Source organism: Rhodococcus maanshanensis NBRC 100610, assembly GCF_001894865.1.
Lineage (GTDB): Bacteria > Actinomycetota > Actinomycetes > Mycobacteriales > Mycobacteriaceae > Rhodococcus_G > Rhodococcus_G maanshanensis.
On sequence record NZ_BCXA01000029.1, the window covers coordinates 59,772 to 72,389 of the forward strand.

At 69.9% G+C, this 12,618-nt stretch carries 13 protein-coding genes; 7 read left to right on the plus strand and 6 right to left on the minus strand.

Annotated elements, in window-relative coordinates; translation table 11 throughout:
- Positions 1–588 carry an acid phosphatase gene (locus RM1_RS15015; RefSeq protein ID WP_072752375.1) on the minus strand — a complete coding sequence of 196 codons (588 nt, stop codon included), beginning with the start codon at positions 586–588 and terminating at the stop codon, positions 1–3.
- A 72-nt stretch (positions 589–660) separates the two neighbouring features.
- Here RM1_RS15015 and RM1_RS15020 point away from each other — a divergent pair, with 72 nt between their 5' ends.
- Positions 661–1,455 (plus strand): ParA family protein, encoded by a 795-nt coding sequence (locus RM1_RS15020; protein ID WP_072752377.1) that lies wholly within the window; start codon positions 661–663, stop codon positions 1,453–1,455.
- Positions 1,456–1,473: 18 nt separating this feature from the next.
- On the opposite strand, the gene RM1_RS15025 is transcribed toward RM1_RS15020, so the two are convergent.
- Both RM1_RS15025 and RM1_RS15030 read right to left on the minus strand, forming a co-directional pair.
- Positions 1,474–2,688, minus strand: a complete 1,215-nt coding sequence (locus RM1_RS15025) for an Rv3212 family protein (RefSeq protein WP_072752379.1) — start codon at positions 2,686–2,688, stop codon at positions 1,474–1,476.
- Between the two features lie 9 nt (positions 2,689–2,697).
- Positions 2,698–4,305: a DEAD/DEAH box helicase gene (locus RM1_RS15030; RefSeq protein WP_083576737.1), complete on the minus strand. Its 1,608-nt coding sequence runs from the start codon at positions 4,303–4,305 to the stop codon at positions 2,698–2,700.
- A gap of 318 nt (positions 4,306–4,623) precedes the next feature.
- Between RM1_RS15030 and RM1_RS15035 the strand changes: the two genes are divergently transcribed.
- Both RM1_RS15035 and RM1_RS15040 read left to right on the plus strand, forming a co-directional pair.
- Complete coding sequence (locus RM1_RS15035) at positions 4,624–5,304, plus strand: ferritin-like fold-containing protein (protein WP_072752381.1); 681 nt, start codon at positions 4,624–4,626, stop codon at positions 5,302–5,304.
- Between the two features lie 111 nt (positions 5,305–5,415).
- Complete coding sequence (locus RM1_RS15040) at positions 5,416–5,649, plus strand: DUF3107 domain-containing protein (protein WP_027500150.1); 234 nt, start codon at positions 5,416–5,418, stop codon at positions 5,647–5,649.
- 96 nt (positions 5,650–5,745) lie between these two features.
- Here the strand turns inward: RM1_RS15040 and fasR are convergent, their stop codons facing one another.
- Complete coding sequence (gene fasR / locus RM1_RS15045; protein ID WP_027500149.1) at positions 5,746–6,390, minus strand: HTH-type transcriptional activator FasR; 645 nt, start codon at positions 6,388–6,390, stop codon at positions 5,746–5,748.
- 253 nt (positions 6,391–6,643) lie between these two features.
- Between fasR and RM1_RS15050 the strand changes: the two genes are divergently transcribed.
- A complete protein-coding gene (locus tag RM1_RS15050) occupies positions 6,644–7,771 on the plus strand; it encodes a DUF3152 domain-containing protein (protein ID WP_072752383.1) in 1,128 nt (375 codons plus the stop codon).
- Positions 7,772–7,780: 9 nt separating this feature from the next.
- Here the strand turns inward: RM1_RS15050 and RM1_RS15055 are convergent, their stop codons facing one another.
- Positions 7,781–8,227, minus strand: a complete 447-nt coding sequence (locus tag RM1_RS15055) for an acyl-CoA thioesterase (protein WP_072752385.1) — start codon at positions 8,225–8,227, stop codon at positions 7,781–7,783.
- A gap of 125 nt (positions 8,228–8,352) precedes the next feature.
- On the opposite strand from RM1_RS15055, the gene moeZ reads away from it, so the two are divergent.
- Together moeZ and RM1_RS15065 are read left to right on the plus strand one after the other, a co-directional pair.
- Entirely contained in the window at positions 8,353–9,537 is a 1,185-nt protein-coding gene (gene moeZ / locus RM1_RS15060) for an adenylyltransferase/sulfurtransferase MoeZ (protein WP_072752456.1), read from the plus strand.
- 57 nt (positions 9,538–9,594) lie between these two features.
- Entirely contained in the window at positions 9,595–10,443 is an 849-nt protein-coding gene (locus tag RM1_RS15065; RefSeq protein ID WP_072752387.1) for a TIGR02569 family protein, read from the plus strand.
- Positions 10,444–10,447: 4 nt separating this feature from the next.
- Here RM1_RS15065 and RM1_RS15070 read toward each other — a convergent pair whose 3' ends face one another.
- Positions 10,448–11,125: a FadR/GntR family transcriptional regulator gene (locus RM1_RS15070; protein WP_072752389.1), complete on the minus strand. Its 678-nt coding sequence runs from the start codon at positions 11,123–11,125 to the stop codon at positions 10,448–10,450.
- Between the two features lie 173 nt (positions 11,126–11,298).
- On the opposite strand from RM1_RS15070, the gene RM1_RS15075 reads away from it, so the two are divergent.
- Positions 11,299–12,471 carry an MFS transporter gene (locus RM1_RS15075; protein WP_072752458.1) on the plus strand — a complete coding sequence of 391 codons (1,173 nt, stop codon included), beginning with the start codon at positions 11,299–11,301 and terminating at the stop codon, positions 12,469–12,471.
- Positions 12,472–12,618 lie beyond the last annotated feature (147 nt).

The window sequence follows — 12,618 nt, forward strand, 5'->3', positions numbered from 1 at the left end:
TCACCAGGTGACGTTGTGTGAATTGATCTGCTGGACACCGCGATCGAAGCCGAGCACGGAGATCGCCGCCGGGTCCATCGCGAACCGCCTGCCCTCGGAGACCGGGAGCTCGGCCCACCGGGCCAGCAGAGCGCGGGAGAAGTGCGCGTGGCCGACGAGGATCACATCACGTTCGTCGAGCTGAGACAACGCCGTCGACAGGACCATGTCGGCGCGCGCCGCCACCGACTCGGCGCTCTCCCCGCCGGGGCACGGGTGCGACCACACGGTCCAGCCGGGCACGCTCTCGCGGATCTCGGGAGTGGTCAGGCCCTCGTACCGGCCGTAGTCCCACTCCGCCAGCGCGTCCCACGCGGTCGCGGTCGCGAGCCCGGCGAGCTCGGCGGTCCTGGTGGCCCGGCTGCGCGGACTGGTCAGGACCAGCGGGTCCCGCAGCCCGAGCCGGGCGATCCGGTGCCCGGCCTCTCGCGCCTGCTCCTCACCCTCCGCGGTGAGCGGGATGTCGGTGCTGCCGGTGTGCCTGCCGTTCAGTGCCCACTCCGTCGCGCCGTGTCTGACCAGGGCGATGCGGGGGCGTGCGGTGCTCATGGCGCAATGATGCCAGGGTGATCTGGGCCCGACCGCTCGCCACATCCGGCGAATTGCGCAAAGATCACCCCCGTGACAACTGTGCTCGCTGTGGCGAATCAAAAGGGTGGGGTCGCCAAGACCACGACGGTTGCCTCGCTCGGGGCCGCACTCGCGGCTATCGGGCGCAAGGTGCTGGTGGTGGACCTCGACCCGCAGGGCTGCCTGACGTTCTCGTTGGGCCACAACCCGGATCGGGTCGAATCGTCGGTGCACGAGGTGCTCACCGGCGAGGCGGCGTTGCGCGAGGTGATCCTCGACACCGAGGAGGGCATCTCGCTGGTGCCCGCGACCATCGACCTGGCGGGCGCGGAGGCGATGCTGCTGATGCGGCCGGGGCGAGAGTTCGCGCTCAAGCGCGCGCTGGCGACGCTGGACAACGACTACGACATCGTGCTGATCGACTGCCCGCCGTCGCTGGGCGTCCTGACGCTCAACGGGCTGACCGCGGCCGATTCGGTCCTGGTGCCGCTGCAGTGCGAGACGCTGGCGCACCGCGGTGTCGGACAGCTGCTGCGGACCGTCGGCGAGGTGCAGCAGATCACCAACCCCGACCTGCGCCTGCTCGGCGCGCTGCCGACGCTCTACGACGCCCGCACCACGCACAGCCGCGACGTGATCTCCGACGTGGCCGATCGCTATGAGATGCCCGTGCTGGCGCCGCCGATCCCGCGCACGGTGCGGTTCGCGGAAGCCACGGCCTCGGGCGCAACGGTGCTCGCGGGCAGGCGCAACAAGGGTGCGCTCGCCTACCGTGAGCTGGCCGAGCAGCTGGTGGCGCACTGGGACACCGGCGCGGACCTGGTGACGTTCAGCCCCACGGCCTGAATGGTCGGCGCGGGGCCGTCAGCGCAGGGCGACGAGCTCGTCTCCGCGCTGCTCGAGCAGCACCGTGCCGACGACCGCGCTGGTCACCGGCGCCTGCTCGCCCGCGCGGTCAACCGCGATCCGGCGCACCTCGGCTCCGGTCGACAGGTCGTGCACGGCGATGGCGCCGTCGACGGGGACCAGGATCTGGCCCGCCATCAGCGCGCCGGGTCCGATGGCACCCTCGATGGTCCATCGGGGCGTGAAATCGGTTGCGCCAAGGGCGATCACCCGTGAACCCGTCCACCACGAGTACACCGAACCGACCTTGACCACCTTGGAATCGGGGGAGACGTCGGCGGGCACCGGATGCATGGCAACGGGCGTGCCCGCGCCGTCGAAGACGCCGACCCTTGCCCCCGTCGAGGGTCCGGCGGGCAGGTAGACGGCGGTGCGGTCGCCCGCGACGGCGAGGACCCTCGCGCCGGTGACGCCGGGGTCGAGATCGGCGAGCACGCTCGAGCCGTACTCGTCCGGTTCGGTGTTGTCCTTGGGGGCGGGGTTCAAGATGCTGAGCCGGTCGGCCGGCTCGTCCGGGCAGCGCTCGAGTACCGCGAGCCGGGTGCTGCTCGAGGCCGACGAGAGCAGCTCGCAGCCCGACCGCGGCTGGGTGTTCGGGTTGACCGGAGCGTCGACACGGCCGAATTCCAGGGTGCGCACCAGGTCGGAACGCCACAGCTCCATCCGGTGCATCCCGCGCGAGGTCACATAGGTGCCGTCCTCGGACAGGACCACGGCGTCGTCGGCATCGCTGGTGCGTTGGGCGACCCGGGCGCCGTTCGCGCCTGCCAGCTCGGTGACGGATCCGCAGCCGCGGCCGTCGCGGTACACCGAGACGACGGAGTTCCACGCCCCGATCACCCCGCACAGCGGCAGGTCCCTGGTGTAGCTCCACAGCTGCGCGCCGGTGTCGCGGTCGCGACCGATGACCGCACCGCCCTCTGCGGTCACCACGGCGCCGCCCGCGATGACCGGACGGCCGGTCGACGCGCTGTCGGCACGCCAGATCTCGGTGACGCTCTCCGGGATCGAGAGCGCCGTATCTGCCGGTGTGGCAGGGGTTTCCGCGGTGACCGAGGTGGTGCCCCTGGCGTCGCTGCGCAGCCAGATCACACCGGCGGCGAGCACCACGACGACCGCGATCGCGGCAGCGGCGATGAGGTCGGCGCGGGTGCGCCGCTCCGGTGCGACCACGGCGGTCGGCTACTCCGAGGCCACGGCCACGGAGGGTGCTGCGGCCGCTGCCGCGGGCTTGCGCCGACGCCGCCGACGACGCGCAGGCGCGGTGCCGTCGCCCGAGGGTGCTGTGGTGTCCGTCGCCGGGGCGTCGGAAACCGCTGCGGTGGTGTTGGTTTCGGTGGTGCTGCGACCGCCGCGGGTGCGCTTGCGGGGGGCGCGGGTGCGAGCGGGGCGCTCGGACTTCTCGGCCCGCTCGGTACCGGCGGCGTCGTCGGCGTTACCGCCGGCCTCCGTCGCGCGCTCGGGCTTGGCCCGCTTGATCGAGCCCTTGGCATCGGTCGGGATGTTCAGCTCGGAGTAGAGGTGCTCGGAGCTGGAGTAGGTCTCGGCCGGCTCCGGGGTGCCGAGTCCGAGCGCCTTGTCGATGAGCTGCCAGCGGGGGATGTCGTCCCAGTCGACCAGCGTGACGGCGATGCCGGTGCGGCCCGCGCGACCGGTGCGGCCGATGCGGTGCACGTAGGTCTTCTCGTCCTCGGGGCACTGGTAGTTGATCACGTGGGTGACGTCGTCGATGTCGATGCCACGGGCGGCGACATCGGTGGCGACCAGCACGTCGATCTTGCCGGTGCGGAAGGCCTTGAGGCCCTTCTCCCGCGCCACCTGGCCGAGGTCGCCGTGCACGGCGCCGACGGAGAACCCGCGCTCGGCGAGGTCGTCGGCCACCTTCTGCGCGGTCCGCTTGGTGCGGGTGAAGATCATGGTGGCGCCGCGACCCTCGGCCTGCAGGACGCGGGCGACCATCTCGGCCTTGTCGAGCGCGTGCGCCCGGTAGATGTGCTGGCTGGTGCGGTCGTGCACCGCCGACGATTCCGGCTCCTCGGCGCGGATGTGCGTCGGCTGGGTCAGGAAGGTGCGGGCGAGGGTGATGATCGGTCCCGGCATGGTGGCCGAGAACAGCATCGTCTGGCGCTTGTCGGGGACCATGCCCAGGATCCGCTCGATGTCCGGCAGGAAGCCGAGGTCGAGCATCTCGTCCGCCTCGTCCAGGACCAGCACCCCGACCTTGCCGAGGATGAGGTGGCCCTGCTTGGCCAGGTCGAGCAGGCGGCCAGGGGTGCCGACGACGACGTCGACGCCCTTCTGCAGCGCGGCGATCTGGGTCTCGTACGGGCGCCCGCCGTAGATCGAGAGCACCTCGAGCTTGCGGTCACCGGCCTTGAGGAACTTGCTCGCGTTGACCAGGTCCTCGGTGACCTGGATGCACAGCTCACGCGTCGGCACGATGACTAGTGCGCGGGGGGTGCCGTCCAGCGTCGCGGTGCCCGTGTCGCCGGTGGCGATGCGGTGCAGCAGCGGGACGCCGAACCCGAAGGTCTTGCCCATGCCGGTTCGGGCCTGGCCGATGAGGTCGTCGCCCGCGAGCGCGAGCGGCAGCGTCAGCTCCTGGATGGCGAAGGTGCGGTCGATGCCGATCTCCGCGAGGGCCCGCACGATCTCGTCCCGGACGCCGAGTTCGGCGAAGGTCGGTGCGGTGTGGGTCTCGTCGAGCTGGGCGGAGAGGGTGGTTTCGGTCGCGTCGTCTTCATGGTCGATCGTGATCTTGCTCAGGGGTCTGGCCTTCCTCGTTGGCACGCGCGCACGAGGTGGGGCCAGGCCGATTGTCGGCCGATGTCGGTGCCCTCGTCCGTGAGTCGCGCTTCCTGCTGCCTGAGCGCGGAAATCGTGGGATCTCGGCGCGGCGCGGGAAGGGACTTCAAGATCAGGTGCGCGCACATTATCTGCGGGTAGCCGCGTTGTCGTGTCGGCCCATTTGCTCGGGCTACGGGCGGCTGCCCGCGTCCATGGTAGCTTGCGTGACCGCCTGAGCCGGTATTTGCATGGCCAATCTCACCGCCTTCGCCCCGGCGCGGCCCCGATCGGCGGGCACCGCGTGACGTCTAGGCTGTCCCCATGGGAGCCAATTCGCCGGATTCTTTGACGCCAGCCATTGCCGCCGATCATCCGGGAGTGGGCGAGCTCTTCGCCGCGCTCGCGTACGGCGAGATCTCGGCTTTCTATCGCCTCGCAGAGGACGCGCAGATGTCGCCGACCCTGCAGGGCAAGGTCGCCCTGGCGAGCATGGCGGCCGCGGAGATGAGTCACTTCGAGACCCTCCAGTCGGCGTTGACCGCACGGGGGCACGACGTCTACTCCGCGATGAAGCCGTTCGTGGCGGCGCTGGACGACTACCACGCCTCCACACACCCGTCGACCTGGCTGGAATCGCTGGTCAAGGCGTACGTGGGCGACGGCATCGCCGCGGACTTCTACCTGGAGATCGCGGACTCCCTCGACCCCTCGGTGGCCGCCGTCGTGCGCGAGGTGCTCGCCGAGACCGGGCACTCGGAGTTCGTGGTGCACGAGGTCAGCGCGGCGGTCCGCTCGAGCACGCAGGAGAAGGACCGGCTGATGCTGTGGGGCCGCCGGCTGCTGGGGGAGGCGATCACCCAGGCGCAGTACGTGATGGCTCAGCGCCAGGACCTGACCGAGCTGGTGATCACCGCGAGTGGCGACCTCAGCGGCATCGCCGCCATGTTCGACCGGATGCAGGAACGGCACGCCGAGCGGATGACGGTGCTCGGACTGGTGTGAGTTCGGTCCGTCGCTGTTCGCTCTCAGCACAGGCACAGCGCGGGCGCGGCAGCGAGCGGCTGCACTAGCCTGGGCTTCGGTAGTGATGGCACGAGATTTCGGAGGTTGGCCGTGGAGGTCAAGATCGGTGTTTCTGACAGCCCGCGCGAGCTCATCGTGAACAGCGAACAGACACCCGAAGAGGTCGAGGCCCTGGTCGCGGGCGCGCTCGGCGGCGAGGGCGGTGTGCTGGCGCTCGTCGACGACAAGGGGCGCAAGTTCCTGATCCAGGCCAGCAAGGTGGCGTACGTGGAGATCGGACCGTCGGACAGCCGCAAGGTCGGGTTCGCGGCGACCAGCAGCTGATCTGCTGAAGCAGACGAAGAAACGGGGCGCGGTCATCCGCGCCCCGTTCTCGTTGGTGCCCCTCTGGTTCGTGCCCCGTGGTTCCTGTCGTGCGGGTCAGTGCTGCAGCGGCACGTGTGACAGGCCGCCCCATGCGAGCACGACGGTGGTGTCGACGGCCTCCTCCTTGGGGATCGGCCGGTTCGCCTGCAGCCAGTAGCGCGCGGTGAACTGGCTGGTGCCGACGAGCCCGACCGCGAGGATGCGGGCGCGATAGGGATCGAGTCCCGAGTCGTGGCTGACCAGGTCGAAGACGGCGTCCACGCAGGCCTCGGTGGCCTGGTCGACGCGGGCCAGGACCTGTGGGTCACCCATCACGTCCGACTCGAACACCAGCCGGTAGCCCTGGCTGTCGTTGTCGACGAAATCGAAGAAGGCCTGCACGGCCGCACGGACCCGCTGCCTGTTGTCGGTGGTCGAACGCAGGGCCTGCCGCACGCCGGAGATCAGGCTGTCCACGTAGCTCTGCAACACCGCGAGGTAGAGGTCGAGCTTGCCGGGGAAGTGCTGGTACAGCACGGGCTTGCTGACGCCGGCGCATTCGGCGATCTCGTCCATGCCCGCAGCGTGATAGCCCCTGGTGACGAAGACCTCGCTCGCGGCCTGGAGCAGCTGCAACCGTCGCGCGTCGCGGGGGAGGCGGGTGCTGCGTTTGGTGGTCTGGCCTGCGGGTGCTGCGGCCCGATCCGCGAGTTCTGTCATCGTGCTCCCAATCTGCTGCCTATCCACCATCACTGACCCGTGCGGTGCGGTGAGGGTGCTCACTGCACTGAGTGCACAAAGTCATCGAACGATACCCGGACGATCGCCGGGCCACCCTCACAATGGCGCATGCTGTGTAGGTGAGTATTCCAGGTGATGCGGTCGGTGTCGGCATGTCGCCGTCGGGCGCCCGGTCGGGGCGACGTTCGGCGCGCCGAATCGCCGTTGCGCCGGTCTGTGAGATTCTGGCTCCGTGACAGATCGAGGTGGACCGCGGTTGCGGGGCGACGCTCCACGTCGCTCAGGCGGCAGTGGCTACCCCGACGACCGCTACCCGGCACCGCAGCCGGGCGACGACTACCAAGACGATCGGTACCCCGACGACGAGCGTTACGAGCGGCGCGAGGGCGGTGCCGTCGGATCTCATCAGCCGCTGCGAGCGCAGTGGGATCCCACCAGCCGCGAGCCGGGGCGCCCCCGCACCCCCAGGCCCGAACGTCAGGCGCGAAAGCAGAGCAAACTGGGCAAGTTCGTCTCCGTGTACGGATGGCGGGCGTACGCGATCCCGATCCTGTTGGTGGTCACCGTGCTCGTTGCCGTCGACGCGATCCGCGGCGGCGGCAGTTCCCCCGAGTCCGAGACCGGCGACGGTCCCGGCCTCGGCGCGCTCAGCACCGCCACCGACGGCACCGATGTGATCGGCGTACCGCCGCAGGCCGACGGCAACTTCGCCGGGACGATCCCGTCCGGCGCGCTCCCGGACGGCGGACCCTTCACCGCCCAGGGTGCAGGCGCGTGGCACGTGATCCCCGGCACCACCGCGCAGGCGGGGCAGGGCACCGATCAGGTCTTCACGTACACGGTCGAGGTCGAGGACGGCGTCGACACATCCGGTTTCGGCGGCGACGAGGCATTCGGCCGGATGGTGGACCAGACGCTCGCCAACCCGAAGAGCTGGACCAAGGACCCGAGGTTCGCGGTCCGCCGGATCGACAACGGGGAACCGACCTTCCGGGTGTCGCTGACCTCCCAGATGACGGTTCGCCAGGCCTGCGGATACGACATCGAACTCGAGGTCTCCTGCTTCAACCCGTCGATCAACCGGGTGGTCCTCAACGAGCCGCGCTGGGTCCGCGGCGCCATCGCCTTCCAGGGCGACATCGGCTCCTACCGGCAGTACCAGATCAACCACGAGGTCGGCCACGCCATCGGCTACCAGGACCACCAGCCCTGCGAGTCGGACGGGGGGCTGGCGCCGGTGATGATGCAGCAGACCTTCGGCACCTCGAACAACGACATCGCGAAGCTCGACCCCGAGGGCGTGGTGCCGATGGACGGCAAGACGTGCCGCTTCAACCCCTGGCCGCACCCGCGCGGCTGAGCTGAGCGACTAGCCGCGCACCCAGGTCGCGAGGAGCGCGCGTTCGTCGGCGGTGAGGCGGCGTAGCCGCTGGGTGTGCGGATCGCCGAGGGCCAGCTGGGTCACGGCCTCGACGGCGGGGCGGGAATCGGCAGGCGCCGATGCCGCGCGCACCTCATAGCGGACGGTCACGTCGACGGTGCGCAGTCGCTCGATCCACATCGTGACCGACAGCGGGCTGTCCGCGTGGGTGAGCGGGGACCGGTACCGCACATCGATGTGCGCCACCACCGAGGTCCCGAGCAGCTCGGACGCCTCCGGCCCGACGCTGCGCAGCCAGTCGATCCGGGCCTCTTCCAGCAGGGTCACCATCCGGGCGTGGTTGACGTGCTGGAAGACGTCCATGTCCGACCACCGGACCGGCACCTCGGCGCGGTAGGAGACCGGATCGGTGGTCGGGGTCGGGGCGGTGCTCATCGGGACTCCTCGCGAACGTCGTGCGTACCAGGGCGACCGACCGTAACCGGCCGGGGGAAGAATGGACTCGTGCGGAGCGTTGTAGCTGCGTGAGCGCGTAGACCGTAGGAGCCGTCGTGTCTGACCTGAAGTCCAAGAACTCATTGCCGCCGCTTGTCGAACCCGCGGCCGAGCTGAGTCGCGCCGAGGTGGCGCGCTACAGCAGGCACCTGATCATCCCCGATGTCGGCATGGTGGGGCAGAAGCGGATCAAGAACGCCCGGGTGCTGGTGATCGGGGCAGGCGGGCTCGGGTCGCCCGCGCTGCTCTATCTGGCCGCCGCGGGTGTCGGGACCCTCGGCATCGTCGAGTTCGACGAGGTCGACGAGTCCAACCTGCAGCGCCAGGTCATCCACGGGCAGGCCGACGTCGGCAGGCCGAAGGCCGAGAGCGCTCGCGACTCCATCCTCGAGATCAACTCCAACGTCGAGGTGCGGCTGCACCAGTTCCGGCTCGAGCCCGACAACGCCGTGGAACTGTTCGAGCAGTACGACCTGATCCTCGACGGCACCGACAACTTCGCCACCCGCTACCTGGTCAACGATGCCGCGGTGCTCGCGGGCAAGCCGTACGTCTGGGGCTCGATCTACCGGTTCGAGGGGCAGGCGTCGGTGTTCTGGGAGGACGCCCCGGACGGACGCGGGCTGAACTACCGCGACCTCTACCCGGAGGCGCCGCCGCCGGGGATGGTGCCGTCGTGCGCCGAGGGCGGCGTGCTCGGCGTGCTCTGCGCCTCGATCGGGTCGATCATGGCAACCGAGGCGATCAAACTGATCACCGGGATCGGGGAGTCGCTGCTCGGCAGGCTCATGGTGTACGACGCCCTCGAGATGAGCTACCGGACCATCAAGCTCCGCCGTGACCCGGCCAGGGAGCCGATCACCGAGCTCATCGACTACGACGCGTTCTGCGGCGTGGTGTCCGATGAGGGGGTCGCCGCGGCCGCGGATTCGACGATCACGGCGCCCGAACTGGCCGCGATGCTGGCCGCGGGAAAGGACATCGAGATCGTGGACGTCCGCGAACCGGTGGAGTGGGACATCGTCCACCTGCCGGGCGCGACGCTGATCCCCAAGGACCGCATCCTGTCCGGCGAGGCGCTCGCGGAGCTGCCGCAGGACAGGCCGATCGTGCTGCACTGCAAGACCGGTATCCGGTCCGCCGAGGCGCTGGCCGCGCTGAAGAAGGCGGGCTTCGCGGATGCGACCCATCTGCAGGGCGGCGTCATCGCCTGGGCGAACCAGGTGGACAGGTCACTGCCGGTGTACTGACGCGGACCCGGCGCGTCAGGGGACGGCGAGGGGGCCGACGGCGGTAGCGTTGGTGACGTGAGCTCTGTCGAACCTCCCGAGCACGTGCGCTCCACCTTCGGTCTGCGCGAGACGGTTCCGATTCCGCTCGGAGCCGACTGGGACGGCGGTTGGCGTTGCGGCGATGTCGTCCTCTCGCCGGTGGCCGACCACGCCCGCGCCGCATGGTCGGCAAAGGTGCGCGAGACGCTGACCGCGGACGGGGTGCGGATCGCGCGGCCGGTCCGGGCGACCGACGGACGCTATGTCGTATCGGGCTGGCGGGCAGACACATTCATCGGCGGGTCGCCGGAGCCGCGGCACGACGAGGTGGTCTCGCTGTCGATGCGGTTGCACGCGGCGACCGCGGCCCTCGAGCGGCCGCGGTTCCTTGTGCAGCCCCCGGTGGCGCCATGGGCGGACGTCGACGTGTTCGTCGCGGCCGATCGGGCCGCGTGGGAGCAGGTTCCCCTGAAGGCGGTGAAGGGCCAGTTCGAGGCGGTCACCGACGACGGCAGGACCAGCGTCGAGCTGATCGGGCAGCTGGCGACGCTGCGCAAGCCGGTGCGCAGCCCCGACCAGCTGGTGCACGGCGACCTCTTCGGCACGGTGCTGTTCTCCGGCTCGGAGGCGCCTGCCATCACCGACATCACCCCCTACTGGCGGCCCGTCGGCTGGGCGGCCGGGGTCGTCGTCGTGGACGCGCTGTCATGGGGTGGAGCCGACGCCGAGCTGATCGCCCGGTGGGAGGATCTGCCGGAGTGGCCGCAGATGCTGTTGCGCGCCCTGATGTTTCGTCTGGCGGTCCACGCGCTGCATCCGCGCTCGACGGCCGAGGCGCTGCCCGGCCTGGTCCGCACCGCGGACCTGATCCGGTTGATGCTCTAGGTCCTCAGGTCCGCTGGGCGAGGAGCTCGGTCAGGAACCGGCGAGCCGCGGTCGCGGCGCGCTCGCTGTCGCCCTCGATGACGGCCTGCACGAGCTCGTCGTGCTCGGGCTCGTAGGAGTTCTCGGCCGCCACCCGGTGGCGAAGGATGGTCTGCTCGATGGCGGGCAGTAGCGAGTCGTAGAACTCGAGGTACACCTCGTTGTGGCTGGCCGCGACGATCGCGCGATGCAGGGCCAGGTCGGCCGCGACGGCCGCGGTCGTGTCGGCGGCACCCTCGACGGGCGACCAGAGCAGGTTCCTGCGGGCGAGCAGGTCTCGGAGGGTCGCGATGTCGGTGTCGTCCCGGCGCCGCGCGGCGAGGGCGGCGGCCGTGACGTCGAGGGCCTGACGCAGCTCGAGGATGTCCCGTTCGTGCGCGGCCGCGAAGTACTTGCCGAGCGTCCCGCCGAGGTCGCTGGTGGTGATCACGTAGGTGCCCGAACCCTGACGTCGTTCGAGCATGCCCGCGTGCACGAGTGCCTGGACGGCCTCGCGCACGGTGTTGCGCCCGGTCCCGGTCAGCTCGGCGAGCTCCGGCTCGGTCGGAATCCGCGTGCCGGTCGGCCAGCGGCCTGCCGCGATCTCCGCGCGCAGCTGGTCGGTGACCTGCGCGATGAGGCTTGTCCGTCGTACGGGTTGCACGCGATCCCTCTCTGTTAAGACGTGTGCGCATCATACTCAGTTGCATCGGATCATCCATTCATCCTATGATTTTGCGATCATTTGCTGAGGGAACGAGGTGTGCGGTGTCCGTGCAGGCGACCGAACGGCATCGACACCCGATCGACCGGCGCGCACTCGTCGCAGGCCGGCTGATGGTGCTCGTCGCGATCGTGCTCTCGGCGCTCACGCTCCGCACCGCCGTCACCTCCCTGACCCCGCTGCTCGACGAGATCGGCAAGGAGGTCGGGTTCGGGTCGACCATCGTCGGCGTCTTCGGGATGCTGCCCACCGCGATGTTCGCCGTCTTCGGCCTGCTCACGCCCCGGTTGGCCCTGGCGTTCGGTCTGGAACGGGTGGCGCTCGGGGCCATGCTGATGACCGGGATCGGCATCGCGACCCGCTCGATGGTGTCCGACACCGCGGCCCTGCTCGCGCTCTCCGCGCTGGCTCTCGGCGGCATGGGGATCGGCAACGTGGTGATCCCGCCGCTGGTCAAGCGCTATTTCTCGGACCGCGTCGCGATGATGAGCACCATCTACATCACCTGTGTTCAGGTGGGCACCTTCCTTCCGGCGCTCGTCGCGGTGCCGGTCGCGGACGTGTACGGGTGGCGTGTCTCGCTCGGCCTGTGGTCGTTGCTGGCGTTCGCCGCGGCGCTGCCGTGGGTCGGCATCGTGATCAGCAGGCGCGGCCGAGACCGTGTCGACACCTCCGCCGAACCGCACGCCGAGCCCGGCGAGCGCGGTCGGGCCTGGCGATCCCCTGTGGCATGGGGGATGGCCGGGATGTTCGGCATGACCTCGCTGATCACGTACTCGATGTTCACCTGGGTGCCCAAGATCCTGACCGAGGCGGGTGCGAGCGCGGCATTCGGCGGCGCGATGGTCGCGCTGTTCTCCGCGGTCGGCTTCATCGCGGCGATCGGGGCGCCGACCCTGTGCGCGCGGATCGCCAACCCGTACCCCGTCGTGATCGCCTGTGCGGTGTTCTACCTGGCCGGATTCGCCGGCCTGCTGTTCGCTCCCATGGCGGCCCCGGTGCTGTGGATCCTGCTGGTCGGCCTCGGTCCGAGCACGTTCCCCATGTCGCTGACCCTGATCAACCTGCGCACCAGGACCGCGGCAGGCTCGGCCGCGCTGTCCGGATTCACCCAGGGGCTCGGGTACGCGGTGGCCTGCATCGGACCCCTGCTGTTCGGCGTCCTGCACGACCTGACCGGCGGCTGGACCTGGCCCTTCGTCCTGTTGCTCGGTGCGGTCGCGGTCATCCTCGTGGCGGGCTACGTGGCGTGCAAGCCGAGGTTCCTCGAGGACAGCTGGACGTGACCCGTGTCACATGGTGACCAGGTTGTGACCGCGCGTCACATGTCGTAACAGCCTGTTTACCTGCGGAAACATCCTCACTGTCGGGTTAACGCGCGCGTGAGCGCAAGTTCATTCCGGAGTCATTACCGGCATCACCTCGGCAACATC

What these genes read in the sequence shown, in the direction of transcription:
- fasR (WP_027500149.1), bottom strand. Translation starts at nt 6,390, where the DNA reads ATGACAGAACTCGCGGATCGGGCCGCAGCACCCGCAGGCCAGACCACC.
- RM1_RS15015 (WP_072752375.1), bottom strand. Translation starts at nt 588, where the DNA reads ATGAGCACCGCACGCCCCCGCATCGCCCTGGTCAGACACGGCGCGACG.
- RM1_RS15035 (WP_072752381.1), top strand. Translation starts at nt 4,624, where the DNA reads ATGGGAGCCAATTCGCCGGATTCTTTGACGCCAGCCATTGCCGCCGAT.
- RM1_RS15055 (WP_072752385.1), bottom strand. Translation starts at nt 8,227, where the DNA reads ATGAGCACCGCCCCGACCCCGACCACCGATCCGGTCTCCTACCGCGCC.
- RM1_RS15075 (WP_072752458.1), top strand. Translation starts at nt 11,299, where the DNA reads ATGGTGCTCGTCGCGATCGTGCTCTCGGCGCTCACGCTCCGCACCGCC.